The organism is Micromonospora sp. NBRC 110037 (assembly GCF_001652995.1).
In the GTDB taxonomy this organism is placed as follows: domain Bacteria; phylum Actinomycetota; class Actinomycetes; order Mycobacteriales; family Micromonosporaceae; genus Micromonospora; species Micromonospora chalcea.
Genome location: NZ_BBVA01000010.1, coordinates 178,626 through 204,356, shown reverse-complemented (window position 1 = coordinate 204,356; position 25,731 = coordinate 178,626). Strand labels below are relative to the sequence as shown.

The window sequence follows — 25,731 nt, the reverse complement described above, 5'->3', positions numbered from 1 at the left end:
GACACAGACGGTAGGTCGACGGACACGATGAGCAGCCAAAACGTGCGGGCGTAGGGTGTGCTCGCAATGACTGAAACAGTTTCGCAAGACGCGCCCGCGTCGGCCCGGCGGGCGGTCCGGGCGGGCGCCGGCGCCACCGTCACCACGATCGTGTGCGTCCTGCCCGTCTTCCTCGTCGGCGGGCTCGCCGTGCAGCTCGGCGACGAACTCCGGTTCAGCCCGGCCGGCCTGGGCCTGGCCGTCTCGATCTACTTCGGCGTGAGCGCGCTCGCCTCGGTGCCCTCCGGGGCCCTGGTCGAGCGGTACGGCCCGGCCACCGTCGCCCGCGCCGGCATCCTGCTCTCCGCCGCCTCCCTGCTGGCCGTGGCCGGGCTGGCCCGGTCGTACCCGATGCTGGTGACGCTGCTGGCGCTCAGCGCCGCCGCCAACGCCCTCGGACAGCTCGCCAGCAACGCCGCGCTCGCCGAGCACGTGCCCGCCCACCGGCAGGGGCTCTCGTTCGGCGTGAAGCAGGCCGCCATCCCGGTCGCGACGCTGCTGGCCGGCGTGGCGGTCCCCACCGTCGCGCTCACCGCCGGCTGGCGCTGGGCCTTCGTGGTCGCCGCCGGGGCGGCGCTGGCCGCGCTGCCGGCCGTACCCCGGACCGGACGGGACCGGCACGCCCGGGCCGCCTCCGGGGGCCGCTACGGCGGCACCGCCCCGCTCGTGGTGATCGGGCTGGCCGCGACGCTGGCGGCGGCCGCGGCGAACGCGCTGGGCACGTTCCTGGTCGACTCGGCGGCGACGCGGGGTCTCTCCCCCGGCCTGGCCGGCCTGACGCTCACGCTCGGCAGCGCGGTGTGCGTGCTGGCCCGGGTGGGCGTCGGCTGGCTCGCCGACCGGCGGGCCGACGGGCACGTCGGGCTGATCGCCGGGATGCTGCTGACCGGGTCGGTCGGCCTGATCCTGCTCGCGGTGGCCGGCTCCGCGCCGCTGGTCGCGGGCGTGGTGCTCGGCTTCGGGCTCGGCTGGGCCTGGCCCGGGCTGATGAACTTCGCGGTGGTCCGGCTGCACCCGCAGGCCCCGGCCGCCGCCACCTCGATCACCCAGACCGGCGTGTACGCGGGCGGCTGCCTGGGCCCGCTCGGCCTGGGCGCGCTGGCCGGCGCGGCCGGCTACCCGGCGATGTGGCTGACGGCGGCGGCAGCCATGCTCGTGGCCGCCGTGCTGATGCTGCTCGGCGCCCGCCTGCTCCGCCGCGCCCCCGCGCTCGGCTGACCGCCCTCGCCCTGGGTGCGGGGGTCAGCTGGTGCGGTCGGCGATGTAGTCGCAGAGGGACTCCAGCGCGCGGCGCGCCGGGCTCTCGGGCAGCGGGGCCAGCCGGGCCCGCGCGTCCTCGGCGTAGCTGCGCACCGTCTCCCGCGCCCGCTTGAGCGCCGGGGACTCCCGCAGCAGGCCGAGCGCCTCGGCGTGCAGCGCGTCGTCCACCAGCGGGCCGGTGGCCAGGATCTCCCGCAGCCGTACGCTCGCCGCGTCCGCGTCGTCCGAGGCCAGCGCGTAGAGCACCGGCAGGGTGGGCACGCCCTCGCGCAGGTCGGTGCCGGGCGTCTTGCCGGACTGGATCGACTCGCTGGAGATGTCCAGCAGGTCGTCGGAGAGCTGGAACGCGACGCCGATGATCTCGCCGTACCCGGCGAGCGCCTCGATGTGCTCGGGCGATGCGCCGCCGAACATGCCGCCGAAGCGGGCCGACGTGGCGATCAGCGAACCGGTCTTCTCGGCGATCACGTGCAGGTAGTGCGCGACCGGGTCGTCGTCGCGTGGGCCGACCGTCTCGGCGATCTGGCCGTGCACCAGCCGAGCGAACGTGCGCGCCTGCAGGCGTACCGCCTCCGTGCCCAGTTCGGCGGCGATGTCCGCGGCCCGGGCGAAGAGGTAGTCGCCGACCAGGATGGCCACCGAGTTGGTCCAGCGGGAGTTGGCGCTCGGCGCGCCCCGCCGCACGGCGGCCTCGTCCATCACGTCGTCGTGGTAGAGCGTCGCCAGGTGGGTGAGTTCCATCACCACGGCGGCCGGGACGACCTGCGCGGCCTCCGGGTCGCCGAACTGGGCGCTCAGCGCCACCAGCAGCGGGCGGAACCGCTTGCCGCCGGCCTCGACCAGGTGCCGGGACGCCTCGGTCACCAGCGGGTCAGCGCTCGCCACGCTCGCCCGCAGGCTCGTCTCGACCCGGTCGAGCACGCCCAGCACCGAGGCTTCGACGCGCGGGTCCGCGAGGTGCAGGCCGAGCGCGCCGAACTGACCTGAACGCTCGCCAGCCGGATTCGCCACGTCCTCAACCATGCCACACCCGTTCGACCTGCTCGTCGAGGGGGATACGGGCCGAGGGCCGGCACGCCACGGCGTACCGGCCCCCGGTGGGATCACGTCGGTCATCTGACGAATTCGGCAGCACCGGTGGTCAGGTCGAGCAGCGGACCGGGGACCACACCCAGCGCCAGCGTGGCCACCACGCCGATGACCAGCGCCGCCGAGGTGAGCGCGCCCGGCACGGTCACCGTCGGGGTGGACTCGCCCGGCTCGGACAGCCACATCATCACCACGACCCGCAGGTACGGGAAGGCCAGCACCATGCTGGTCAGCACACCGGCGATCACCAGCCACGCCTGGTTCGCCTCCAGGGCCGGGCCGAAGACCGCGAACTTGCTGGTGAAGCCGCTGGTCAGCGGGATGCCGGCGAAGGCCAGCAGGATGAACGTGAAGATCGCCGCGAAGAACGGCGAGCGGCGGCCCAGCCCGGCCCAGCGGGACAGGTGGGTGGCCTCCCCGTCGGCGTCGCGCACCAGCGTCACCACGGCGAACGCGGCGAGCACCGAGAAGCCGTACGCGGCCAGGTAGAACATCGTGCCGGAGAGCCCTTCGCGGCTCGGCGCCAGCACACCGACCAGCAGGTAGCCGGCGTTCGCGATGGACGAGTACGCCAGCAGGCGCTTGATGTCGGTCTGGGTGACCGCGAGCACCGCGCCGACCAGCATGGTCAGCACCGCGATCGCGCCGAGCACCGGGGTGAAGTCCCAGGACGCCCCGGCGAACGCCACGTGGAAGACGCGCAGCAGCGCGCCGAACGCGGCGACCTTGGTGCAGGCGGCCATGAAGCCGGTGACCGGGGTCGGCGCGCCCTGGTAGACGTCCGGCGTCCAGACGTGGAACGGCGCGGCGGCGGCCTTGAACAGCAGGCCGATGGCGAGCAGCGCCATGCCGGCGAAGAGCAGCACCGGGCTGGACGAGGAGTCGGTGACCGCCGCGTGCACGGTGGCAAAGTCGACGCCGGCCCCACGGCCCGGGATGCCGGAGGTGAAGCCGTAGATCAGGGCGACACCGAACAGGAAGAACGCCGAGGCGTACGCGCCGAGCATGAAGTACTTCAGCGCCGCCTCCTGGCTCAGCAGACGCCGGCGGCGGGCCAGCGCGCAGAGCAGGTAGAGCGGCAGCGAGAAGACCTCGAGCGCGATGAACATGGTCAGCAGGTCGTTCGCCGCCACGAAGATCAGCATGCCGGCGATCGCGAACGACATCAGCGGGTAGACCTCGGTGGCGCCACCGACGCCCTCGGCCTGCCGGCGGTCCTCGGCCGACTCGGCGGTGACCGCGGCGTGCGCCACGAACGCGCCGCCCCGCTCCACCGTGCGCTCGCCGACGAGCAGCAGCGCCATGACGGCCAGGACCAGGATCGCGCCCTGGAGGAACAGCGTGGGCCCGTCGACCGCGATGGCCCCGCCGATGGTGATCAGCCGGGCGTCCGCGTTCAGGATCACCATCACGATCGCCGCGAGCATCGCCACCAGGGCGAGCCCGAGCTGCACCGCGTTGCGCAGCCGACGCGGCACGAACGCCTCGACCAGGATCCCGACCAGGGCCGCGCCCAGCATGATCAGGATCGGAGCGAGCGCCGCGTAGTCGATCGACGGCAGCTTCAGTTCACTCACTTCGCGGCCTCCTGGACGCTGCCGACCTCAGGGGCGGGATCGGACTTGCCGACGTCCTGCATGGTCGCCTGGACGGCGGGGTTGATGACATCGGTGACCGGCTTCGGGTAGAAGCCGAGCAGCACGATCAGCGCGATCAGCGGCGCGACGACGACCTTCTCGCGCAGCGTGAGGTCCCGGCGCATGCCCTCGACCTCGGTCAGCGCCGGGTTCAGCGTGCCCTGCGTGGTGCGCTGCACCATCCACAGCACGTACGCCGCCGCCAGGATGATGCCGAGCGTGGCGATCACCGCGACCGGCTTGTTGACGGTGAACGTGCCGATCAGCACCAGGAACTCGGAGACGAACGGCGCCGTGCCGGGCAGCGCCAGCGAGGCCAGACCGGCGAAGAACAGCACGCCGGCCAGCACCGGCACGAGCTTGCCTGCGCCGCCGAAGTCGCTGATCAGGGCCGAGCCGCGCCGGGCGATCAGCATGCCGACCACCAGGAACAGCAGGCCGGTGGCCAGGCCGTGGTTGAGCATGTAGAGCACCGCGCCGGTGCCGGCCTGGGTGGTGAAGGCGAAGATGCCGATGCCGATGAACCCGAAGTGCGCGATCGAGGTGTACGACACCAGCCGCTTCAGGTCGTTCTGGCCGACCGCCAGCAGCGCGGCGTAGATGATGCCGATGACACCCAGCGCCAGCGCCCACGGCGCGAACCACCGCGACGCCTCCGGGAACAGCGGGAGGCAGTAGCGCAGGATGCCGAACGTTCCGACCTTGTCCAGCACGCCGACCAGCAGCGCGGCGGCACCGGCCGGGGCCGCGCCACCGGCGTCCGGCAGCCAGGTGTGGAACGGGAAGAACGGCGCCTTGATCGCGAAGGCGACGAAGAAGCCGAGGAACAGCCAGCGGGCCGTGTCGGTGGCGAACTCCGCCTGGCTCAGCGCCTGCCAGTCGAAGGTCTTCCCGCCGACCACCCAGAGGCCGATCACCGCGGCCAGCATGAACAGACCGCCGACCAGCGAGTAGAGGAAGAACTTCACCGCCGCGTACTGCCGCTGGTGGCCGCCGTAGCTGCCGATCAGGAAGTACATCGGCACCAGCATGACCTCGAAGAACACGTAGAACAGGAAGACGTCGGCGGCGGCGAAGACGCCGATCATCGTGCACTCGAGGACGAGCAGCAGCGCGAAGTAGGCGGGCACCGAGCGCTTCGACGCCTCGGCGTCGTGCCAGGACGCCAGGATCACCAGCGGCACCAGGATCGCGATCAGCATCAGCATGACCAGCGCGATGCCGTCCACCTCGAAGGTGAAGCTCACGCCCCAGTTCGGGATCCACGGGTACGACTCGCGGAACTGGAACCGGTCACCGCCGGCGGAGAAGGCGAACCACATCACCACCGAGAGCACCAGCACCAGCAGCGACCAGCCGAACGCCACCAGCTTGGCCAGGTCCGGACGGCTGCGTGGCAGCAGCGCCACCACCAGGGCGCCGACCAGCGGCGCCACGGTCAGCACCGAGAGGAACGGGAAGTTGGACATTATTCGGCCTTACCTCCGTCGTGACTGCGTGGCCCGCCGGCGGGGGCGGCCGCGTTGAGGTCGATCACGCCAGCCACCCCGCCTGCACCGCCAGGAACGCCGCGACCACGAGGAGCGCGCCGGTCAGGATCGAGGTCGCGTACGACCGCACGAAGCCGGTCTGCAGCCGCCGGAGCCGGCCCGAGCCCCCGCCCACGGCGGCGGCCAGGCCGTTGACCAGCCCGTCCACGCCCCGGTTGTCGAGGAACACCAGCGCCCGGGTGAGGAAGATGCCCGGCTTCTCGAAGACCGCCTCGTTGAAGGCGTCCGTGTAGAGGTTCCGGCGCGCGGCGGTGACCACCACGCCGGCCGGCTGCGGCTCGGTGGCCGTACCGCCCCGGAACAGGAACCAGGCCAGCCCGGCGCCCAGCACGGTGACCAGCAGCGACAGCGCGGTGAGCAGCCAGTGCGCCAGCACCGGCGCGTGCTCCCCGCTCTCGCCGCCGAGCCCGTTGGTGGCGGTGAGCCAGTCCGGCACGGAGGTGGCGAGCAGGAAGCCCGCGCCGACCGAGCCGATCGCCAGCAGGATCAGCGGGATCGTCATCAGCTTCGGCGACTCGTGCGGGTGCTCGATGTCCTCGGTCCAGCGCTTCGGGCCGTGGAACGTGAGCACGAACAGCCGCGTCATGTAGAACGCGGTGAGCCCGGCGCCGAGCAGCGCGGCCATGCCGAACAGCCAGGCCGTCCAGCCCTCCCGCTCGAACGCGGCCACGATGATCGGCTCCTTGGAGAAGTAGCCGGAGAACGGGAACATGCCGATGATGGCGAGCCAGCCCATCATGAACGTCAGCCAGGTGACCTTCATGTACTTCGACAGCCCGCCGAAGCGGCGGATGTCCACCTGGTCGTTCATGCCGTGCATGACCGAGCCGGCGCCGAGGAACATGTTGGCCTTGAAGAAGCCGTGCGCCAGCAGGTGCACGATGGCCAGCGCGTACGCGCCGCCGCCGAGCCCGACGCCGAGGAACATGTAGCCGATCTGGCTGACCGTCGACCAGGCCAGCACCCGCTTGATGTCGTCCTTGGCCGCGCCGATGATGCAGCCCATCAGCAGCGTGAGCGCGCCGACGCTGACCACCACGAGCTGGAGCGTCTCGTTGGCCGAGAAGATCGCGTTGGAGCGGGCGATCAGGTAGACGCCCGCGGTGACCATGGTGGCCGCGTGGATGAGCGCGGACACCGGGGTCGGGCCCTCCATCGCGTCCGGCAACCACGCCTGCAGCGGGAACTGGCCGGACTTGCCGGCCGCGCCGAGCAGCAGGAGCAGGCCGAGCACCAGCACCGTGGTCGAGGTCATCGAGCCGACCCCGTTGAACACCTCGTCGTACTGGGTGGTGCCGAGCATGGCGAACATGATGAAGATGCCGATGGCCAGGCCGGCGTCCCCGACCCGGTTCATCAGGAACGCCTTCTTGCCGGCGGTGGCCGCGCTCGGCCGGCCGTACCAGAAGGAGATCAGCAGGTACGACGCCAGACCGACGCCCTCCCAGCCGAAGTAGAGCATCACGTAGTTGTTGCCGAGCACCAGCAGCAACATCGCGGCGACGAACAGGTTGAAGTACGCGAAGAACAGTCGCCGGCCCGCGTCGTGCGCCATGTACTCCACGGCGTAGAGGTGGATCAGGAAACCCACCCCGGTGATCAGCAGGACGAAGACCGCGGCCAGCGGGTCGAAGAGCAGACCGAAGTCCACCCTCAGGTTGCCGACCGCCATGAAGTCCCAGAGGCTCAGCTCGACCTGCTTGTTCTCCAGGCCGCGAAGCTGGAAGAAGTAGGTGAGACCGAGCAGGAAGGCGGCGCCGATGGCGCCCACGCCGAGCCAGTGGCCCCAGCGGTCGGCCCGCTTGCCGAGCAGCAGCAGGATCGCCGCGCTGACCAGCGGGATCGCCACCAGCAGCCAGACCGAGCCCAGCATCCCGTCCGCCGTGGCGAAGGTGACGGCCTCGGCTGGCTCAGACTGGGCGATCGTCAGAATCTGTTCCACCACGAGCCCCTCAGTACTTCAGCAGGTTGGCGTCGTCGACGCTCGCCGAGCGCCGGGTACGGAAGATCGCCATGATGATCGCGAGACCGACCACGACCTCGGCCGCCGCGACCACCATCACGAAGAACGCCATGATCTGGCCGTTCAGGTCGCCGTTGATCCGGCTGAACGTGACCAGGGTCAGGTTGGCCGCGTTGAGCATCAGCTCGATGCACATGAACAGCACGATCGCGTTGCGCCGGACCAGCACGCCGACGGCGCCGATGGTGAACAGCACCGCCGCGAGGATCAGGTAGTAGTCCGGGGTCATTTGTCCGTCCCCTTCGGTGCGGTCTCCTCGGCCGTCAGCTCGCGCACCGGCAGGATCTCCGGGATGCTGCGGTCGGTCAGCCGGCCGTCGGGCAGGCGGGCCGGGGTGGCCACCGAGGAGGAGGTGGCGTAGACACCCGGGCCGGGCTTCGGGCCGGGGTAGTTGCCGGGGCGGAACCGCGCCTTCATGGTGGCGATCTGGTCCATCCGGTCCGCCTTGCGCCGCTCGACGTGCGCCAGCACCATCGCGCCCACCGCGGCGGTGATCAGCAGCGCCGAGGTCAGCTCGAAGGCGAAGACGTACTTGGTGAACAGCAGCCGGGCGATGCCCTGCACGTTGCCCTCGGCGTTCGCCTCGTCGAGCCCGGCCGCCGGCACGCCGTCGAGCGCGCGGTACAGGCCGCTGCCCACCAGGCCGGCGAAGCCGAGCCCGAGGACGACGGCGGCGACCCGCTGGCCGCGCAGCGTCTCGATGAGCGAGTCGGAGGCGTCCCGGCCGACGAGCATCAGCACGAACAGGAACAGCATCATGATCGCGCCGGTGTAGACGATGATCTGCACCATGCCGATGAACGGCCCCGCCTGGAGCACGTAGAACACGCCCAGGCAGAGCATGGTCAGCACGAGCCAGAGCGCGGAGTGCACCGCGTTGCGGGCCCACACCATGCCGACCGCCCCGAGCAGGGCCAGCGGGGCGAGGATCCAGAAGGTGACCTCCTCACCCCCGGACACCTGGCCCGCAGCGGCGAGCACCGTTGCCGAGGTCATGCCTTGCCTCCCTTGCCCGCCGCGGCGGCGGACCGCTGCTCGGCCTGCTCGGCGCCGGGGAAGGTCACGCCGGGGTGCTCCTCCACCTGGTACCGGCCGGGGCCCATCGGCGAGCGCTCGGCACCGGCCGAGGTGCCCGGGTTGGTCAGCGCGCCGACGTAGTAGTCCTTCTCGCTGTCGCCCAGCCGCATCGGGTGCGGCGGCTGCTCCATGCCTTCGAGCAGCGGCGCGAGCAGCTGCTCCTTGGTGAAGATCAGGTCCTGCCGGTTGTCCCGGGCCAGCTCGTACTCGTTGCTCATGGTGAGCGAACGGGTCGGGCAGGCCTCGATGCAGAGCCCGCAGAAGATGCACCGGGCGTAGTTGATCTGGTAGATGCTGGCGTACCGCTCACCCGGGGAGAAGCGCTGCTCCTCGGTGTTGTCGCCACCCTCCACGTAGATCGCGTCGGCCGGGCAGGCCCAGGCGCACAGCTCGCAGCCGATGCACTTCTCCAGCCCGTCCGGGTGCCGGTTGAGGATGTGCCGCCCGTGGTAGCGCGGCGCCGAGACCGGCGGCTTGAACGGGTAGTCGGTGGTGACGACCTTCTTGAACATGTGCGAGAAGGTGACACCGAAGCCCTTGAACGTTCCGGTGATCGCGCCCACGTCACACCTCCCTGGAGTCCGGGCCGGCGACCACGTTGGCCGGCTCCCGCTCGGCGAGCACGCGCTTGGTACGCGGGCTCGGCGGAACCTGAAGATCCATCGGCGGCAGCGGGAAGCTGCCGTACGGCCGGCTGTCCGCCTGCTCCTGGGGCGACGGCTTCAGCTCCTTCTTCCGGCTCGGCCAGAAGAGCGTGACCAGCAGCAGCACGCCCGCGCCGACGGCGGTGACGAGCAGCCGGTCCCGGGCCTGCCAGTCCTCGATCGAGCGCAGCCCGGCGAGCACCATGATCCAGACCAGGTTCAGCGGCAGCAGCACCTTCCAGCCGAAGCGCATGAACTGGTCGTAGCGGAGCCGGGGCAGCGTGCCGCGCAGCCAGACGAAGACGAACACCAGCAGGATGACCTTGCCGAAGAACCACAGCATCGGCCACCAGCCCTCGTTGGCGCCCGACCAGATCGTGATCGGCCACGGCGCGTGCCAGCCGCCGAGGAACAGCGTCACGGTGAACGCCGACATGGTCACCATCGCGACGTACTCGCTGAGCATGAACAGCGCGAACTTCAGCGAGCTGTACTCGGTCTGGAAGCCAGCCACCAGCTCCGACTCCGCCTCGGGCAGGTCGAACGGCGCCCGGTTGGTCTCACCGACGATGGCGATGAAGAACATGATGAAGCTGGGCAGCAGCAGGATCGCGTACCAGCCGGGCGCGGCGAGGTCGAAGCCGCCGATGCTCAGCCGGGTGCCGTCGCCCTGCGCGGCGACGATCCCGCTGGTCGACATGGTGCCGGCGGTCATGAAGACCGCGACCACGCTCAGGCCCATGGTGACCTCGTAGGACACCAACTGGGCGGCGGAGCGCAGACCACCGAGCAGCGGGTAGGTGGAGCCGCTGGCCCAGCCGCCGAGCACGATGCCGTACACGGCCAGCGAGGAGAAGGCCAGCACCACCAGCACCGCCACCGACACGTCGGTGACCTGCAGCGGCGTGCGGTGCCCGAAGATGCTCACCATCGGCCCGAACGGGATCACCGACAGCGCGGTGACCGCGCAGACCACGGAGATCACCGGGGCGAAGAAGTAGACCACCTTGTCGGCCTTGCGCGGGAGGATGTCCTCCTTGAAGGCCAGCTTCACGCCGTCGGCGAGCGTCTGGAGCAGACCGAACGGTCCGGCCTGGTTGGGGCCGGGCCGCACCGCCATCCGGCCCACGACCCGGCGCTCGAACCAGACGCCCAGCAGCGTGGCCGCCACGGCGACGACGAACGCGAAGAGGATCTTGCCGAGGACCAGCCACCACGGGTCCTTGCCGAAGTCGGCAAGCGTCGGGTCCTGCGCCGCGAGGTAGAGATTCACTGCACCGACCTTTCGTTCGCGACCGCGAGGCGTACTCGCTCCGCTCGTTGCCTGCGCGCGCTCACTGTGCACTCCCGGTGTTCAGCAGCGGGCCCGGCCGGTCCGCGGCGTCCGCCGCGACCCGCCCCGCCGGGACGGCCGAACCGCCGGCGGCGCCGACGGAGACCTTCACCAGCGAACCGGACGTCGCGCCGAGGCTGCGCCGCACGGTGGAGCCGGGCGAGTTGGTCGGCAGCCAGACGACGCCGTCCGGCATCTCGGTGATCGCCGCCGGCAGCGTGACCGCGCCACGGTCGGTGCCGACGGTGACCGCGTCGCCGTCGGCCACGCCGAGGGACTCGGCGGTGCCCTTGCCCAGCCGGACCACCGGCGGGCGGGCGGTGCCGGCGAGGTGCTCGTCGCCGTCGGTGAGGCTGCCCAGGTCGATGAGCTGGTGCCAGGTGGACAGCACGGCCTCGCCCGCGCCCGGCTGCCGGACGGCGGCCGGCTCGACCGAGGGCGCCGACGGCCGCTCGACCCGGGTACGCGGCAGCGTGCCCAGCTCGCGGCGGATGCTCGGCACGTCGCCGGTGCCCAGCCGCACGTCGAGCTGCGCGGCGATCGCGTCCAGGATCCGGGCGTCGGTCATCGCGCCGGTGTCCAGCACCTTCTCGAACGTGCGCAGCCGGCCCTCCCAGTCCAGGAAGCTGCCGGCCTTCTCGACCACCGGCGCGACCGGCAGGACCACGTCGGCCCGGCGCGACACAGCGCTCATCCGCAGTTCCAGGCTGACCAGGAACGGCACCGCGTCCAGGGCCTTCTCGGCCAGGCGCGGGTCGGCCAGGTCGGCCGGGTCGACACCGGCCACCACCAGGGCACCGAGCTGACCGTTCGCGGCGGCGGTGAGGATGCCGTCGGTGTCGCGGCCGGCCTGGCTCGGGATCACCCCGGCCGGGATGTCCCACGCCTCGCCGAGCTCCGCGCGGGCGGCCGGCTCGGTGACCACACGGCCGCCGGGGAGCAGGTTGGGCAGGCAGCCCGCGTCGACAGCGCCGCGGTCACCCGCGCGCCGCGGCACCCAGACCAGCCGGGCACCGGTACGCCGGGCGACGTCCGCCGCCGCCGACAGCCCGCCCGGCACCTCGGCCAGCCGCTCGCCGACGATCAGGATCGCGCCGGGCTTACCCAGCGCCTCCGCCACGGTGGCGTGCTCGGCCAGCACGCCGGCCTCCTCGCCCGGCACCACCCGGGCGAGCTTCGCCCCGAGCTTCTCCAGGCCGCGCGTCGCGAACGGCGCGATCGCGTACACCGTGAGCTTCTTCTTCAGGTACGCCTTGCGCAGCCGCAGGAAGAGGATCGGGCACTCCTCCTCCGGCTCCAAGCCGACCAGCACCACGGCGGGCGCGTTCTCCACGTCCGTGTAGGTCACGTCGGTGACCCCGGCGACGCTGCTGGCCAGGAAGTCGGCCTCCTCGCGGGAGACCGGGCGGGCCCGGAAGTCGATGTCGTTCGTGTGCAGTGCGATCCGGGCGAACTTCGCGTACGCGTAGGCGTCCTCGACGGTGAGCCGACCGCCGGTCAGCACCGCCGTGCCGGTCGCGCCGTCACGGGCCTCGCGCAGCCCCTCGGCGGCCCGGGTCAGCGCCTCGCTCCAGGACGCCTCGCGCAGCTCACCGGTCTTCTCGTCGCGCACCATCGGGGTGCTGATCCGGTCGAACGCGCGGGTGTACTGGAAGCCCCAGCGGCCCTTGTCGCAGTTCCACTCCTCGTTCACCGCCGGGTCGTCGCCGGCCAGCCGGCGCAGCACCTTGCCGCGCCGCCAGTCGGTGCGCTGGGCGCAACCGGCCGAGCAGTGCTCGCAGACGCTCGGCGTGGAGACCAGGTCGAACGGGCGGGCCCGGAACCGGTACTGCGCGCCGGTCAGCGCGCCCACCGGGCAGATCTGCACGGTGTTGCCGGAGAAGTACGAGTTGAACGGGACGTCCCCCTCGTCGCCCTCCTCGCCGTACTCCTCGTCCCGGTAGATGTTGATCTCCTCGTGCGAGGAGCGGCCCATCAGGTCGATGAACTTGTCCCCGGCGATCTCCTCGGAGAACCGGGTGCACCGCTGGCAGAGCACACAGCGCTCGCGGTCGAGCAGCACCTGGGTGCTGATCGGCAGCGGCTTCGGGTACTCCCGCTTGTGCTCGTGGAACCGCGAGTCCGTCCGGCCGGTGGACATCGCCTGGTTCTGCAGCGGGCACTCGCCGCCCTTGTCACACATCGGGCAGTCCAGGGGGTGGTTGAGGAGCAGCAGCTCCATCACCCCCTCCTGGGCCTTCTTGGCGACCGGGGAGGTGAGCTGGGTCCGCACCACCATGCCGTCGGCGACGGTCTGGGTGCAGGAGGCGACCGGCTTGCGCTGGCCCTCCACCTCCACCAGGCACTGCCGGCAGGCGCCGGCCGGGGCCAGCAGCGGGTGGTCGCAGAAGCGGGGGATCTCGGTGCCCAGCTGCTCGGCGACCCGGATCAGCAGCGCCCCCTTGGGGGCGGTGACCTCGACGCCGTCGATGGTCAGCGTGACGGTCTCGGTCTGCTTGGCTACGTCGGTCATCAGTGCGCCCCTACCAGGGTCTTCTCCGACAGCTTCGGAGCGGTACGTCCCTCGATGTAGTCGAGGTAGTCCTGCTTGAAGTACTTCAGCGACGAGGTGACCGAGCTGGTCGCGCCGTCACCCAGACCGCAGAACGAGCGGCCGAGGATGTTGTCGCAGGTGTCGAGCAGGGTGTCCAGGTCCTCGTGGGTGCCCTGGCCGGACAGGATGCGCCGGTAGACCCGGACCATCCAGTAGTTGCCCTCCCGGCACGGGGTGCACTTGCCGCACGACTCGTGGTGGTAGAACTCCAGCCACCGGTAGGTCGCGTACACCGGGCAGTCCTGGTCGGAGAAGATCTGCGTGGCGGTGGTGCCCAGGATCGAGCCGGCCCCCGCCACCCCCTCGAAGTCCAGCGGCACGTCCAGGTGCTCGGCGGTCAGCAGCGGCGTCGACGAGCCACCCGGGGTCCAGAACTTCAGGTTGTGCCCCGGCTTCATCCCGCCGGCCAGCTCGATCAGCTCGCGCAGCGTGATGCCCATCGAGCACTCGTACTGGCCCGGGTTCGCGATCCGGCCGGACAGCGAGTAGATCATCGGGCCGGACGACTTCTCCGTGCCCATCGTCTTCCACCAGTCCGCGCCACCGAGCACGATGTACGGCACGCTGGCGATGGTGCCGACGTTGTTGACAACGGTCGGGCTGGCGTACAGGCCGTGGGTCGCCGGGAACGGCGGGCGCAGCCGGGGCTGGCCGCGGAAGCCCTCCAGCGAGTCCAGCAGCGCGGTCTCCTCACCGCAGATGTACGCCCCGGCGCCGGAGTGCACCACCAGGTCCAGGTCGAACCCGGAGCCGAGGATGTTCCGGCCGAGGTAGCCCTTGGCGTACGCCTCGGCGACCGCGCTGCGCAGCCGCCGCGCGGCGTGCACGGCCTCACCGCGGATGTAGATGTACGCCCGGTTGGCCCGGATCGCGTACGAGGCGATGATGACGCCCTCGACCAGCGAGTGCGGGTCGTAGGTCATCAGCGGCAGGTCCTTGCAGGTGCCCGGCTCGCCCTCGTCGGCGTTCACCACCAGGTAGTGCGGCTTGCCGTCGCCCTGCGGGATGAAGCCCCACTTCAGGCCGGTCGGGAAGCCCGCGCCGCCACGGCCGCGCAGCCCGGAGTCCTTGACCAGCTGGATCAGGTCGTCCGGGTGCGCCTTGAGCGCCTTGCGCAGGGCGGCGTAGCCGTCCAGGTTCTCGTAGGTGCCGATCCGCCAGGCGTCCGGCGACAGCCAGCGCTTGGTGAGCACCGGCGTGAGCTTGGCCAGCGTCTCCGGCCGAGGCGTGGTCACTTGCGGACCCCCGATCCGTTGGCGTCCGCCGGGTCGGCGCCGTCCGCGCCCGTACCGGCCTCCGCTTCCTTGAGGTTGCGCTCCTGCGCGCCGGCCGCGTCGCCGGCGGGCTTGCCGTCGCCGGCCGGCGGGTTCGCCGCCGTGCCGGCCGCCTCCGCCGCCTGCGCGTCGCGCGGCACCGGCGGCGGGCCGTCCACCGGGATCTTGGTGCCCGGCGCGTCCGGTACGGCGGTGGCCGCGTCCGGCTGCCGGGTCTCGGCGGTACGCACCTGCGGCGACTTGGCGTCCGGCGCCTTCACGTCCGGCGCGGTGCTGCCGGTGGCCGCCTCCGGCAAGGCCTGCTCGGCGGCCTTGGCCGGCTCGGGCGCGGGGGCCGGCTTCGCGGCCTCGGCCTTCGCCTTCGCCTCGGCGGCGGCCCGGTCGGCCTCGGCCTTGCTGCGGATCGGGGTCTTCGGGTCGAAGCCCGGCACCGAGACGCCGTGCTGCTCGGCCAGGCGCAGGCCGCGCAGGCTGGGCTCGCCCGGCCCGCCGTCGGCCACCGCGCCGTCGCGCTCGTCGGCGAAACCGGCGAGCTGGACCGCCATCTCCTTGAGCGTGCACAGGCGCGCGCCCCGGGTCGGCATCGGCCGGCCGCCGGCCCGCAGCTCTTCGACCACGTCGAGCGCGCCCTGCGGCTCCACGTTGTCGAAGAAGTCGTAGTTCACGGTCATGACCGGGCCGTAGTCGCACGCCGCCAGGCACTCGGCGTGCTCCAGGGTGATCTTCCCGTCGGCGGTGGTCTCCTCGTGCCCGACGCCGAGGTGCTCGGCCAGGGCGTCGTAGACCTTCTGCCCGCCGAGCACGTCGCACATGGTGTTGGTGCAGACGCTGACCAGGTATTCACCGGTGGGCTTGCGCTTGTACATGGTGTAGAAGGTGGCGACGGCGCCGACCTGGGCCTTGTTCAGCCCGAGCACCTCGGCGCAGAACTCGACACCGGCCGGGGAGACGTACCCCTCCTCGGACTGGACCAGGTGCAGCAGCGGCAGCAGCGCCGAGCGGGACCGGTCGGCCGGGTACCGGGCGATGATCTCCCGCGCCCGGAGCCGGGTCTCTTCAGTGAACGTGCTCATCGGTCACAACCACCCATCACGGGGTCCAGCGAGGCGCCGCCGGCGATCACGTCGGCGATCAGGCCGCCCTCGGCCATCGCCGGGAGGGCCTGGAGGTTGACGAAGCTCGGCTCCCGGTAGTGCACCCGGTAGGGCCGGGTGCCGCCGTCGGACACCGCGTGCACGCCGAGTTCGCCACGGGGCGACTCGACGGCGACGTACACCTGGCCCGGCGGGACCCGGAAGCCCTCGGTGACGAGCTTGAAGTGGTGGATCAGCGACTCCATCGACTGACCCATGATCTTCGCGACGTGCTCCAGGGAGTTGCCCATGCCGTCGACGCCGATGGCGAGCTGCGCCGGCCAGGCGATCTTCTTGTCGGAGACCATCACCGGGCCCGGCTTCAAGCGGTCCAGCGCCTGCTCGACGAGCTTCAGCGACTCCCGGATCTCCGCGACCCGGACCAGGTAGCGGCCCCACACGTCACCGTCGGTGTGGGTCGGCACGTCGAACTCGTACGTCTCGTAGCCGCAGTACGGCATGGTCTTGCGCAGGTCCCAGGCGAGGCCGGCGGAGCGCAGCACCGGGCCGGTGACGCCGAGCGCCATGCAGCCGGTCACGTCGAGGACCGCCACGTTCTGCGTCCGCTCCAGCCAGATCGGCTGACCGGAGAGCAGGTTCTCGTACTCCTTGAGCCGCTTCGGCATCAGCTGGAGGAAGTCGCGGATCTTGCGGATCGCGTCGTCCGGCACGTCCTGCGCCACGCCGCCCGGCCGCACGTACGCGTGGTTCATCCGCAGGCCGGTGATGGTCTCGAAGATGTCGAGGACGTACTCCCGCTCGCGGAAGCCGTACAGCATCATGTTGATCGCGCCCAGCTCCATGGCGGTGGTCGCCAGCCAGACCAGGTGCGACGAGATCCGGTTCAGCTCCATCATCAGCACGCGGATGGTGTTCGCGCGCTCGGTGATGTCGTCGGTGATCCCGAGCAGCTTCTCCACCGCGAGCGCGTACGCCGTCTCGTTGAACAGCGGGGAGAGGTAGTCCATCCGGGTCACAAACGTCGAGCCCTGGACCCAGTTGCGGTACTCCAGGTTCTTCTCGATGCCGGTGTGCAGGTAGCCGACGACCGAGCGGGCCTCGCGGACCGTCTCGCCCTCCAGCTCAAGGACCAGCCGGAGCACGCCGTGGGTGGACGGGTGCTGCGGGCCCATGTTGACGACGATCCGCTCGTCGTTGATCGGGTCCGTGCCGGAGACGACCTCGTCCCAGTCCCCGCCGGTGACGGTGAAGACCTTGCCCTCGGTGGTCTCGCGCTCGGTCGCGTAGTTAGACGTGGTCACTGGTACGACCTCCTACGGTCCGGCGGCGGGATTTCCGCACCCTTGTACTCGACCGGTACGCCGCCGAGCGGGTAGTCCTTGCGCTGCGGGTGACCCTCCCAGTCGTCCGGCATGAGGATCCGGGTCAGGGCGGGGTGGCCGTCGAAGACGACGCCGAACATGTCGTACGTCTCCCGCTCCTGCCAGTCGGCGGTCGGGTAGACGGCGGTGACGCTCGGTACGTGCGGCTGCTCGGCGGAGACCGCCACCTCCAGCCGGACGATGCGGCGGTAGGTCATCGAGGTCAGCTGGTAGACCACGTGCAGGCGCCGTTCCGCGCCCAGGTAGTCCACGCCGGACAGCGACGAGAGCAGCTCGAAGCGCAGCGACAGGTCGTCGCGCATCACCTGGCAGACCTCGGCGATGCGCTCCGGGCGTACGTGCAGCGTCAGTTCGCCCCGGTCGACCACGACCTTCTCGATCGCGTCGTTGAAGTCCGGGTACGCCTCCTCCAGCGCGTCCCGCACCTCGTCGAAGTAGCTCCCGTACGGGCGGGTCGCCTCCTCGATCGGCTTGCGCTGGCGGACCAGCCCGCCGTAGCCGGAGACGTCACCGGTGCCCTGGTTGCCGAACATCCCCCGGCCGGCCGGGCTGGCCGGCGGGTACTCGGCCGGAGCGGTGGAGCTGGCCCCGACCGGCGTGGTCGGCACCGGCACCCCGCCGTCGTTGGTCTTGTCGTTGCTCATTTCGGGCCCCTATGCGACGCCTGAAGGTGGTTCTGCGCCTTCATCCAGTTCTCGATCCGCAGCTGCTCCTCGCGCCCCTCGCGGACGGCCTTCGTCCACTCGGCACGGCGGGCCTTGTCACTGCGGTACGACGAGGGCATCGAGCCGTACGGCACGACCGGCACGTCACCGCGCGCCTGGCGGGCCTCCAGCATCTTGCGGCCGTTCGGGCCCAGCGGCTCGTGCATGATCTTCTCGCGCAGCTTGAGCACGGCGTCGATGAGCATCTCCGGCCGGGGCGGGCAGCCGGGCAGGTACATGTCGACCGGGACGACGTGGTCGACGCCCTGCACGATGGCGTAGTTGTTGAACATGCCGCCGCTGCTGGCGCAGACGCCCATCGAGATGACCCAGCGGGGCTCGGCCATCTGGTCGTAGATCTGGCGCAGCACCGGGGCCATCTTCTGGCTCACCCGGCCGGCCACGATCATCAGGTCCGCCTGGCGGGGCGAGGCCCGGAAGACCTCCATGCCCCAGCGGCCCATGTCGTAGTGCGGGCCGCCCGCCGCCATCATCTCGATGGCGCAGCAGGCCAGACCGAACGTCGCGCCCCAGACCGAGGTCTTCCGCGTCCAGTTGACCAGCTTCTCGACGCTGGTGAGCAGGACGCCGGAGGGGAGTTTCTCCTCGATGCCCATCTGCTACCTCCTCAGTCCCAGTCCAGGCCGCCGCGACGCCAGACATAGGCGTAGGCGACGAAGACCGCGACGATGAACAGGACCATCTCCACGAAGCCGAAGATCGGCAGAGCGTCGAAGGAGACCGCCCAGGGGTAGAGGAAGATGATCTCGATGTCGAAGACGATGAAGAGCATCGCCGTCAGGTAGAACTTGATCGGGAACCGGCCGCCGCCGACCGGCTGCGGGCTCGGCTCGATGCCACACTCGTACGCCTCGAGCTTGGCCTTGTTCAGACGCCGCGGGCCGGCGAGTCGGGCAGCGGCCACGGAGAACAGCGCGAACGCCGCAGCGAGGGCGAACAGCCCGATGATGGGTGCGTAAGGAGAGAGCGTCATCGTTGTCCCCTGCTCGTCCTTCCCTGACCTCGGTGGTTGGCCAAAATCACACTATTCACGTCCCTGAGACCTCGGTCGTCGGGGGGTCGATCTCTGTCCGGCTCGTGGTCGGTCGTCTTCTACACGGCCGGGGCCACCTTCGTCATCGCGTTGATGACCCGGTCCATCGCGTCCCCGCCGCGCGGGTCGGTCAGGTTGGCCAGCAGCTTGAGCACGAAGCGCATGAGCATCGGGTGCGGCATGCCGTGCTTGGTCGCCATCCGCATGATCTCGGGGCGGCCGATGAGCTTCACGAACACGCCGCCGAGCCGGTAGTAGCCGCCGAAGCGGGCCTTCAGCTCCTGCGGGTACGCCATCAGCGCCCGCTCCCGTTCCGCGCCGGCCGGGCGGGCCAGCGCCTGCACCATGACCTCCGCGGCCATCTCGCCGGACTCCATCGCGTACGCGATGCCCTCGCCGTTGAACGGGTTGACCATGCCGCCGGAGTCGCCGACCAGCAGGACCCCGCGGGTGTAGTGCGGGACCCGGTTGAAGCCCATCGGCAGCGCGGCCCCGAGGGTGGGACCCTCCGCGTTGGACTCGTCGGTCATCCCCCACTCCTCGGGGGTGTTCGCGAGCCAGTCGGTGAGCAGCTTGCGGTAGTTCGTCTTGCCGAACGCGGAGGACGAGTTCAGCACGCCGAGGCCGACGTTCACCCGGCCGTCGCCGAGGCCGAAGATCCAGCCGTAGCCGGGCAGCAGCGCGTCGCTGCCCTTGGCCCGCAGCTCCAGCCACGACTCCAGGTAGTCGTCGTCGTGCTTGGCGGGCGAGCGGTAGTAGCGGCGGACCGCCACGCCGATCGGGCGGTCCTCCCGCTTGGCCAGCCCGAGGGCGAGCGGGAAGCGGCCGGAGACGCCGTCGGCGGCGACCACGAGCGGCGCGTGGAAGGTGGCGGGCTCCTTGTCCGGGCCGACCTCGGCCTGCACGCCGATCACCCGGTCGTCGGCACCGAGCACCGGGCCGAGGACGTTGACGCTGGTGCGCAGCTTCGCCCCGGCGGCGACGGCCCGCTGCGCGAGCAGGTCGTCGAAGTCGAGCCGGGTCCGCACGAGGCCGTAGTTGGGGAAGCTCGCCAGGTCGGGCCAGTCCAGCTCCAGGCGCACCCCGCCGCCGATCACCCGCAGGCCCTTGTTGTGCAGCCAGCCGGCCTCGGGCGAGGTGTCCACGCCCATCCGGATGAGCTGGCGCACGGCCCGGGGCGTGAGCCCGTCGCCGCAGACCTTCTCCCGGGGAAACTCCGTCTTCTCCAGCAGCAGCACGCGTACGCCGTGCCGCGCCAGGTGGTACGCCGTGGCCGATCCTCCGGGACCGGCGCCCACGACGATGACGTCGGCGTCGTTCTCCACCGCGGTCATCCGCGCCTCCTCCCGCATGCTCGTGAAATGCTTCACAAGCCCATCCGGATGGAGTCTATGACCGCTGTTACACCAGGACGCGTTGAGGGGGGCCTAACTTCGCGGAAACGGGCCGGTAGGCGGGCCGAAACCGGTCAGGGGCGAGCCGGCGCGGCCGGTCCGAGCCCGGCGTCGAGCCGGATCGCCTCGGGCAGGTGGTCACGCAACGCGCCACCTGCCGCACGGTCGAGCGCCGCCAGCACCTCGGCGACGACCTGCCGGACATCAGCGGGATCCGCGCCGGCCAACTCGCGGAGCTGGGCGATCAGCTCGGCGGCGTCGTCGTCGGTGGCGGCCTGGTCTGGTCCCGTCATGCAGGCGAGCCTACGGGGACAAAGTAGACCAGAACCGGATATTCACGAAATGACCGGCTAGCGCCTGGTCGGCCGGTCAGTTTCGGACGGCCCGATGCAGGGCCACCACGCCCCCGGTCAGGTTGCGCCACGCCACCCGGCCCCAGCCGGCCGCGCCGATCCGCGCGGCCAGCGCCGGCTGGTCCGGCCAGGCCCGGATCGACTCCGCCAGATAGACGTAGGCGTCGGGGTTGCTGGACACCGCACGCGCCACGGCCGGCAACGACCGCATCAGGTACGACAGGTAGACGGTGCGGAACGCCGGGTTGACCGGGGTGCTGAACTCGCAGACCACCAGCCGCCCGCCCGGCCGGGTCACCCGGGCCAGCTCGCGCAGCGCCGCGTCGGTGTCGTTGACGTTGCGCAACGCGAAGGAGATGGTCACCGCGTCGAAGCTGGCGTCGGCGAACGGCAGCCGGAGCGCGTCCCCGGCCAGCAGCGGCACCGACGGGCGGGTGCGCTTGCCCGCGTACAGCATGCCCAGCGACAGGTCGGCGCCGACCGCGTACGCCCCGGAATGGGCCAGCTCCTCGGTCGAGACACCGGTGCCGGCGCCCACGTCGAGCACCCGCTCGCCCGGTGCCAACCCGAGCGCCGCCCGGGTGGCCCGCCGCCAGGACCGGTCCTGCCCGAAGGAGAGCACGGTGTTGGTCAGGTCGTAGCGGGCCGCGACACCGTCGAACATCGCGGCTACCTCGTGCGGCTGCTTGTCCAGGCTGGCGCGCTGGCCCTGCGGGGTACGGCTCACCCCTCCACTCTGCCAGCCGCGCCCCTTCCGCCCCGCCCCGGGTACGCGAGAGGGCGGGGTGGTCGCCCACCCCGCCCTCTCCGTGTCCACGGTGACGGTGTCAGTCCTCGGTGCGCTCCTCGCCCGGCGTGACGAGCACCACCTTGCGGCGCCGGGACAGCATCATCAGCGCCACACCGGCGGCGACCACCGCAGCGCCGATCCCGCCGATCAGGCCGACCTGCATACCGGTCACCGGCAGGCCACCGCCGCCGGTGCCGCCACCCGCGCCACCACCGGAGGTCGGCGTCGGCACCGCGGTCACGCTGCCGGTCGGGGTCGGCTGGGCGGTCGGCGTCGAGGTCGGCTCAGCGCTCGGCGTCGGGCTCGGGGTCGACTGCGGGCTCTGGTCGACGAAGACGTCGAACTGGGCGGTGTTGTCGCCGTCGTCGGCCTCGGAGAACGCGCGACGCTGCGCCGAGGTGGCGGCCTTCGGCTGCTCCTCCGGCGTGCCGGAGGCCGCCTCCAGCCCGGCGGCCCAGACGAAGCCCGGCCGGAGCAGCTTCTCGGTCACGTCCGCGCCGACCTTCACCCGCACGTCGGCGGTGTAGTACTGGCCGGGCTTGAGCACCGCGCCCAGGTCCTCGCAGTACGCGTTGGCGAAGCCGCCCAGGTCCTGCTCGACGCAGCCCTCGGGCAGCTCGGCGAAGGTGACACCGGCCGGCAGCGTGATGCCGTACGCGACGCCCGTGGCGTTCTCGCTTCCGTCGTTGAACACGGCCCAGTCCAGCGGCGCGGTCTGGCCCGGCCGGACCGGGCGCAGGTTCGCCTCACCGGCGTCGTCGCCGTCGACGACCACGTCGGCGTACACGTCCTGGACCCAGGTGGTGAGGTCGTAGCCGGGGTCGGTGACGGTGATGTCGTGCTCGACCGTGTCCAGCACGCCGGCGCCGTTGGCCGCGCTGATCGACACCGTCAGCGTGCCCGCCCCGCCCTTGCCGCCGGTGGAGAACAGCGGGATGCCGAAGTCCTCGGTGGTCCCGGCGGGCACGTCGCCCAGCAGGCAGGAGAAGGCGGTGCCGCGGATGTCGCAGCCCTTCGGCGCCAGCACGCCGACCTTGCCGGGCTTGAGGTCCTTCGTCTCGACGGTGACCCGGACGCCCTTCGCGTCGACGGTCCCGGCGGCGTTGTTCACCTGGAACTTGAACGGCTTGGCCTTGGCTTCGCTGACGCCCTTGGCGAGCTGGTAGCTGAGCGGGATGAGCTGGAGGTCGGCCTTGTCGGCGGCGTACGCCGGGCCGGCGACCGCGCCGAGGCCGGCGGTGGAGAGCAGGGCCACCACGCCGGCGCGCGCCAGCGTGGACCGGTAGCGGAAGGTCATGGTTCCCCCGGGGGTAGGGACGTGCCGATCAACGCACGGAACGAAGGGACGGTACCGGAGCGACGCATCGCCGCGCCAGCGTCGTACGGTGGGAATTCCCATCGATTCGACAGACGGCAGGGGCGGGATGGTCACCCATCCCGCCCCTGCCGCGGTGCGTTATGTGAACGGCCCTCATGGGCCGATGGAGGACGACGGTCCCCGACGGACGCCGCCAGCGTAATGGCGTCGCCGGCTTGCCGGGCGGTGCTCACCCGGGTCGCCGCCGACCTGTTACCTGCCTGCTCGCGGCCCGGATCGGTGGTGTCGCGCGGGCAGGCTAGCCGCCGGTGATCACGCAGGTGAAGACCCCTGGCGGAAGCTTCACCGGAAACGGGCGGAGCTCCGGCCGCACGACGGGAGCCGACCGGCCGAACGGGGGAACGAGGTCAGTTGACCTCGACCAGCGGCAGCGACTTCCCGGCCCCGCCGCCGGGCAGAGCGATCGACGAGAAGTGCGAGACCACGCGGTCGTCGCTCGGGTCGTCGGCGGGCGTGTGGTGCACCGCGAGCCGGTTGTAGAGCGTGTCCCGCTGGGCGGGGATCCGGTCGGCCGACCGGATCATGCCGATCAGCTCGTGCAGGTTGGAGCGGTGCCGGGCCCCGGCGGAGGAGATGACGTTCTCCTCCAGCATGATCGAGCCGAGGTCGTCCACGCCCATGTGCAACGCGAGCTGCCCGACGTCCTTACCGGTGGTCAGCCAGGACGCCTGCAGGTGCGGCACCGTCTCGAAGAACAGCCGGGCCACCGCGACCAGCCGCAGGTATTCCAGCGTGGTCGCCTGGGTGCGGCCCTTCAGGTGGTTGTTCTCCGGCTGGTACGTCCACGGGATGAAGGCCCGGAAGCCGCCGGTGCGGTCCTGCACGTCGCGGATCATCCGCAGGTGCTCGATGCGCTCGGCGTTGGTCTCGCCGGTGCCCATCATCATGGTGGCGGTCGACTCCAGGCCCTGCCGGTGGGCCAGCTCCATGACCTCCAGCCAGCGGGCGCCGGACTCCTTCAGCGGCGCGATCGCCTTGCGCGGCCGGTCCGGCAGCATCTCGGCGCCGGCGCCGGCGATCGAGTCCAGGCCGGCGGCCTTGATCCGGGCGATGGCCTCGTCCAGGCTCACGCCGGAGACCTTCGCCATGTGCAGGATCTCGCTCGGGCCGATCGAGTGGATCGCGAGCTGCGGGTACGCCTTCTTGACCGAGGAGAACAGCTCCTCGTAGTACTCCACGCCGTAGTCCGGGTGGTGGCCGCCCTGGAGCATGACCTGGGTGGCGCCCAACTCGACCGCCTCGCCGCAGCGGCGCAGGATCTCCTCGGTCGGGTGGGTCCAGCCCTCCTTGTGCTTGGGGGCCCGGTAGAACGCGCAGAACTTGCACGCCGTCACGCAGACGTTCGTGTAGTTGATGTTGCGGTCGATCAGGTACGTGACGATGTTGTCCGGGTAGCGGCGCCGCCGTACCGCGTCGGCCGCCTCGCCCAGCGCGTGGAAGGGCGCGTCGGTGTAGAGCAGCAGCGCCTCCTCGGGCGTGATGCGCCCGCCGTCCGCGCCGCGTTGCAGGATGTCGTCGATCTCCCGGTTCGCCGTCACACTCCCGAGCGTACGTCGCGGGCCCGACGGCGGGAAACGCCACTCCTCACCCGGTGACGAGAGACCCACCCGGTCAGGGCATCCCCGGACTGGCCACCGGCAGCCCGATCGCCCTGGCCGCCTCCAGCAGCCGCTTGTCGTACGTGACGAACGCGACGAACTCGGCCGCCGCCTGCCGGGCCAGGACCTCGGCGGTGGCGAGGTGGACGGCGTCCAGGCTGCGCAGCATCGGCTCCGGATACGCGCCCGCCGTCGCACGGACCGTGGCGTCGATCTCGACCCGGTAAAGACGTCCCAGCACCGAGGGGACACCCACCAGCGCCTGTGGAGCGGCACGACGCAACGCCCGCGGCACCTCCACCTCGACGAGAGCCGACGACACCAGCGCGGTGCCGGCGCGCTCGTTCAGCCAGCCGAGCAGATCCGGCGTCTCCGCCTCCCGCCGCAGCATCTTGATGACCGCCGCCGAGTCGAGGTAGATCACCAACGCTCCTCGTCGCGTGCCTCGACCAGCGCGGCCGCGGCGTCCACCGTGGGATCCCCGAGCACCGGCGGCATCGGGACCGGGCCGGTCGTGGTCGGGGCCGTGGCCCGGCCCTCGGCCACCAACCGGCCGAGAAGCGCGTCGCCGGCCAGCACCGGGACCAGGCGGGCGATCGGCTCACCCCGATCGGTCACCTCGACCGTCTCACCGGCGCGCACCCGCGCCAGCACCCGGCTGGTGTGCTGGTTCAGCTCCCGGACGGCGATCTGCTCCATCAGGCAAGTGTAGAACGTAACGTTCTACCCGTCACGGATGGTGGTCGACCCGAAGCGCCACCGCGGGAAGCGGAGCGCTGGCGTCGCCCGTCTACGCTCTCGGCGTGTCAGTCGTATCGCCCCCGCCCACCCCCGTACGCGTGGCCGGCGCCCGCTCCGCCCTCTGGTCCCTCACGATGACCGCCGTGCTCGTCGGCTTCGGCCTCGCCGTGATCGTCGTGACCGCGGCGGTCGGCCACCTCACCGTGGGACTCCCGATCGCGGTGCCGATCTCCGTCGGCCTGGTCGGCTGCCTCGCCTTCGCGGTCGGCCTGCGCCTGCTGCACCGGGGCTGGTGGCTGACCCTCCTGTCGGTGCTGCCGGCCCTGTTCGTGCTGGTGGGCGCCGTCCAGCTCGCCCCCGAGTCGGTGCTCCGGGAGCGCGGCGTCGCCCAGCAGGTGACCATCACCGACGTGCAGACGGCCGGCAAGCGGCACGAGTTCACCCTCCAGGGCGACGCCGGCCGGCTGGACGAGCCGCTGGTCTACCGGGGCAGTTCCCCCGGCTACCGGGTGGGCCAGCGGCTGACTGTGCTCGTCGACCCGCGTGGTGAGGTGGAACTGACCGACGCGCGGGACGTGGACCCGGACGGAAAGCGGGGCATGCTCGTGTTCGGCGCGGCGGGATGGACCCTGTTCGCGCTCGTCGGCGGGTGGCGCGGCCACGTCAGCCGGGCCCGTGGCCGCGCCGCCACGGCACCGCCCGTGGTGATCTGAGCGGCGGCGCC

General features: G+C 71.4%; 24 protein-coding genes. 2 read left to right on the top strand and 22 right to left on the bottom strand.

Annotated features, from left to right (window positions below; genetic code table 11):
• Positions 1-66: 66 nt before the first annotated feature.
• Positions 67-1,257: an MFS transporter gene (locus tag A4R25_RS26345; protein ID WP_064448435.1), complete on the top strand. Its 1,191-nt coding sequence runs from the start codon at positions 67-69 to the stop codon at positions 1,255-1,257.
• Between the two features lie 24 nt (positions 1,258-1,281).
• On the opposite strand, the gene A4R25_RS26340 is transcribed toward A4R25_RS26345, so the two are convergent.
• The 22 genes from A4R25_RS26340 to A4R25_RS26235 all read right to left on the bottom strand — a co-directional run bounded on the left by A4R25_RS26340 (position 1,282) and on the right by A4R25_RS26235 (position 24,965).
• Positions 1,282-2,322, bottom strand: a complete 1,041-nt coding sequence (locus A4R25_RS26340; protein ID WP_043327297.1) for a polyprenyl synthetase family protein — start codon at positions 2,320-2,322, stop codon at positions 1,282-1,284.
• 89 nt (positions 2,323-2,411) lie between these two features.
• Positions 2,412-3,965: an NADH-quinone oxidoreductase subunit NuoN gene (nuoN, locus tag A4R25_RS26335; RefSeq protein ID WP_043327299.1), complete on the bottom strand. Its 1,554-nt coding sequence runs from the start codon at positions 3,963-3,965 to the stop codon at positions 2,412-2,414.
• Entirely contained in the window at positions 3,962-5,494 is a 1,533-nt protein-coding gene (locus A4R25_RS26330; protein ID WP_064448434.1) for an NADH-quinone oxidoreductase subunit M, read from the bottom strand. The genes nuoN and A4R25_RS26330 overlap by 4 nt, the downstream gene beginning before the upstream one ends.
• Before the next feature lie 64 nt (positions 5,495-5,558).
• Positions 5,559-7,520 (bottom strand): NADH-quinone oxidoreductase subunit L, encoded by a 1,962-nt coding sequence (gene nuoL, locus A4R25_RS26325; RefSeq protein ID WP_064448433.1) that lies wholly within the window; start codon positions 7,518-7,520, stop codon positions 5,559-5,561.
• A 7-nt stretch (positions 7,521-7,527) separates the two neighbouring features.
• Positions 7,528-7,827 carry an NADH-quinone oxidoreductase subunit NuoK gene (gene nuoK / locus A4R25_RS26320; RefSeq protein ID WP_013283611.1) on the bottom strand — a complete coding sequence of 100 codons (300 nt, stop codon included), beginning with the start codon at positions 7,825-7,827 and terminating at the stop codon, positions 7,528-7,530.
• Complete coding sequence (locus A4R25_RS26315) at positions 7,824-8,594, bottom strand: NADH-quinone oxidoreductase subunit J (RefSeq protein ID WP_043327303.1); 771 nt, start codon at positions 8,592-8,594, stop codon at positions 7,824-7,826. Before A4R25_RS26315 ends, nuoK begins: the two co-directional genes overlap by 4 nt.
• Positions 8,591-9,238, bottom strand: a complete 648-nt coding sequence (gene nuoI, locus A4R25_RS26310) for an NADH-quinone oxidoreductase subunit NuoI (RefSeq protein ID WP_030500778.1) — start codon at positions 9,236-9,238, stop codon at positions 8,591-8,593. Before nuoI ends, A4R25_RS26315 begins: the two co-directional genes overlap by 4 nt.
• 1 nt (position 9,239) lies before the next feature.
• A complete protein-coding gene (nuoH, locus tag A4R25_RS26305) occupies positions 9,240-10,592 on the bottom strand; it encodes an NADH-quinone oxidoreductase subunit NuoH (RefSeq protein ID WP_030500777.1) in 1,353 nt (450 codons plus the stop codon).
• Positions 10,593-10,653: 61 nt separating this feature from the next.
• The gene (locus tag A4R25_RS26300; protein ID WP_043327307.1) at positions 10,654-13,164 is read right to left on the bottom strand and encodes an NADH-quinone oxidoreductase subunit G; all 2,511 of its coding nucleotides are present in this window, start codon (positions 13,162-13,164) and stop codon (positions 10,654-10,656) included.
• Complete coding sequence (nuoF, locus tag A4R25_RS26295) at positions 13,164-14,480, bottom strand: NADH-quinone oxidoreductase subunit NuoF (RefSeq protein WP_043327309.1); 1,317 nt, start codon at positions 14,478-14,480, stop codon at positions 13,164-13,166. The genes A4R25_RS26300 and nuoF overlap by 1 nt, the downstream gene beginning before the upstream one ends.
• Positions 14,477-15,592 (bottom strand): NADH-quinone oxidoreductase subunit NuoE, encoded by a 1,116-nt coding sequence (gene nuoE, locus A4R25_RS26290; protein WP_064448432.1) that lies wholly within the window; start codon positions 15,590-15,592, stop codon positions 14,477-14,479. Before nuoE ends, nuoF begins: the two co-directional genes overlap by 4 nt.
• Positions 15,589-16,914, bottom strand: coding sequence for an NADH-quinone oxidoreductase subunit D (locus A4R25_RS26285; protein WP_043327313.1), 1,326 nt, complete (start codon positions 16,912-16,914; stop codon positions 15,589-15,591). The genes nuoE and A4R25_RS26285 overlap by 4 nt, the downstream gene beginning before the upstream one ends.
• Positions 16,911-17,639: an NADH-quinone oxidoreductase subunit C gene (locus A4R25_RS26280; protein WP_043327315.1), complete on the bottom strand. Its 729-nt coding sequence runs from the start codon at positions 17,637-17,639 to the stop codon at positions 16,911-16,913. The genes A4R25_RS26285 and A4R25_RS26280 overlap by 4 nt, the downstream gene beginning before the upstream one ends.
• A complete protein-coding gene (locus A4R25_RS26275; RefSeq protein ID WP_013283602.1) occupies positions 17,636-18,316 on the bottom strand; it encodes an NADH-quinone oxidoreductase subunit B family protein in 681 nt (226 codons plus the stop codon). The genes A4R25_RS26280 and A4R25_RS26275 overlap by 4 nt, the downstream gene beginning before the upstream one ends.
• 11 nt (positions 18,317-18,327) lie before the next feature.
• Positions 18,328-18,693 (bottom strand): NADH-quinone oxidoreductase subunit A, encoded by a 366-nt coding sequence (locus A4R25_RS26270; RefSeq protein WP_013283601.1) that lies wholly within the window; start codon positions 18,691-18,693, stop codon positions 18,328-18,330.
• A 119-nt stretch (positions 18,694-18,812) separates the two neighbouring features.
• Complete coding sequence (locus A4R25_RS26265) at positions 18,813-20,087, bottom strand: geranylgeranyl reductase family protein (RefSeq protein ID WP_043330724.1); 1,275 nt, start codon at positions 20,085-20,087, stop codon at positions 18,813-18,815.
• A 134-nt stretch (positions 20,088-20,221) separates the two neighbouring features.
• A complete protein-coding gene (locus tag A4R25_RS26260; RefSeq protein WP_030500769.1) occupies positions 20,222-20,440 on the bottom strand; it encodes a hypothetical protein in 219 nt (72 codons plus the stop codon).
• Positions 20,441-20,516: 76 nt separating this feature from the next.
• Complete coding sequence (locus A4R25_RS26255; RefSeq protein ID WP_064448431.1) at positions 20,517-21,227, bottom strand: demethylmenaquinone methyltransferase; 711 nt, start codon at positions 21,225-21,227, stop codon at positions 20,517-20,519.
• A 100-nt stretch (positions 21,228-21,327) separates the two neighbouring features.
• A complete protein-coding gene (locus A4R25_RS26250; RefSeq protein ID WP_064448430.1) occupies positions 21,328-22,587 on the bottom strand; it encodes a cell wall anchor protein in 1,260 nt (419 codons plus the stop codon).
• Between the two features lie 428 nt (positions 22,588-23,015).
• Entirely contained in the window at positions 23,016-24,206 is a 1,191-nt protein-coding gene (gene mqnC / locus A4R25_RS26245; protein WP_030500766.1) for a cyclic dehypoxanthinyl futalosine synthase, read from the bottom strand.
• Between the two features lie 73 nt (positions 24,207-24,279).
• Positions 24,280-24,690 (bottom strand): type II toxin-antitoxin system VapC family toxin, encoded by a 411-nt coding sequence (locus A4R25_RS26240; protein ID WP_043327321.1) that lies wholly within the window; start codon positions 24,688-24,690, stop codon positions 24,280-24,282.
• A complete protein-coding gene (locus A4R25_RS26235) occupies positions 24,687-24,965 on the bottom strand; it encodes a type II toxin-antitoxin system Phd/YefM family antitoxin (RefSeq protein WP_013283593.1) in 279 nt (92 codons plus the stop codon). Before A4R25_RS26235 ends, A4R25_RS26240 begins: the two co-directional genes overlap by 4 nt.
• 104 nt (positions 24,966-25,069) lie before the next feature.
• Here A4R25_RS26235 and A4R25_RS26230 point away from each other — a divergent pair, with 104 nt between their 5' ends.
• Positions 25,070-25,720, top strand: coding sequence for a hypothetical protein (locus A4R25_RS26230; RefSeq protein ID WP_231915638.1), 651 nt, complete (start codon positions 25,070-25,072; stop codon positions 25,718-25,720).
• The last annotated feature ends 11 nt before the right edge of the window (positions 25,721-25,731 follow it).

Excerpts from the sequence above, each read along its gene's own strand:
- nuoK (WP_013283611.1), bottom strand. The coding sequence starts at position 7,827 with ATGACCCCGGACTACTACCTGATCCTCGCGGCGGTGCTGTTCACCATC.
- A4R25_RS26280 (WP_043327315.1), bottom strand. The coding sequence starts at position 17,639 with ATGAGCAACGACAAGACCAACGACGGCGGGGTGCCGGTGCCGACCACG.
- A4R25_RS26315 (WP_043327303.1), bottom strand. The coding sequence starts at position 8,594 with ATGACCTCGGCAACGGTGCTCGCCGCTGCGGGCCAGGTGTCCGGGGGT.
- A4R25_RS26235 (WP_013283593.1), bottom strand. The coding sequence starts at position 24,965 with ATGGAGCAGATCGCCGTCCGGGAGCTGAACCAGCACACCAGCCGGGTG.
- A4R25_RS26345 (WP_064448435.1), top strand. The coding sequence starts at position 67 with ATGACTGAAACAGTTTCGCAAGACGCGCCCGCGTCGGCCCGGCGGGCG.
- A4R25_RS26330 (WP_064448434.1), bottom strand. The coding sequence starts at position 5,494 with ATGTCCAACTTCCCGTTCCTCTCGGTGCTGACCGTGGCGCCGCTGGTC.
- nuoE (WP_064448432.1), bottom strand. The coding sequence starts at position 15,592 with ATGAGCACGTTCACTGAAGAGACCCGGCTCCGGGCGCGGGAGATCATC.
- A4R25_RS26275 (WP_013283602.1), bottom strand. The coding sequence starts at position 18,316 with ATGGGCATCGAGGAGAAACTCCCCTCCGGCGTCCTGCTCACCAGCGTC.
- A4R25_RS26260 (WP_030500769.1), bottom strand. The coding sequence starts at position 20,440 with ATGACGGGACCAGACCAGGCCGCCACCGACGACGACGCCGCCGAGCTG.
- A4R25_RS26265 (WP_043330724.1), bottom strand. The coding sequence starts at position 20,087 with ATGACCGCGGTGGAGAACGACGCCGACGTCATCGTCGTGGGCGCCGGT.
- A4R25_RS26300 (WP_043327307.1), bottom strand. The coding sequence starts at position 13,164 with ATGACCGACGTAGCCAAGCAGACCGAGACCGTCACGCTGACCATCGAC.
- A4R25_RS26340 (WP_043327297.1), bottom strand. The coding sequence starts at position 2,322 with ATGGTTGAGGACGTGGCGAATCCGGCTGGCGAGCGTTCAGGTCAGTTC.
- A4R25_RS26270 (WP_013283601.1), bottom strand. The coding sequence starts at position 18,693 with ATGACGCTCTCTCCTTACGCACCCATCATCGGGCTGTTCGCCCTCGCT.
- A4R25_RS26250 (WP_064448430.1), bottom strand. The coding sequence starts at position 22,587 with ATGACCTTCCGCTACCGGTCCACGCTGGCGCGCGCCGGCGTGGTGGCC.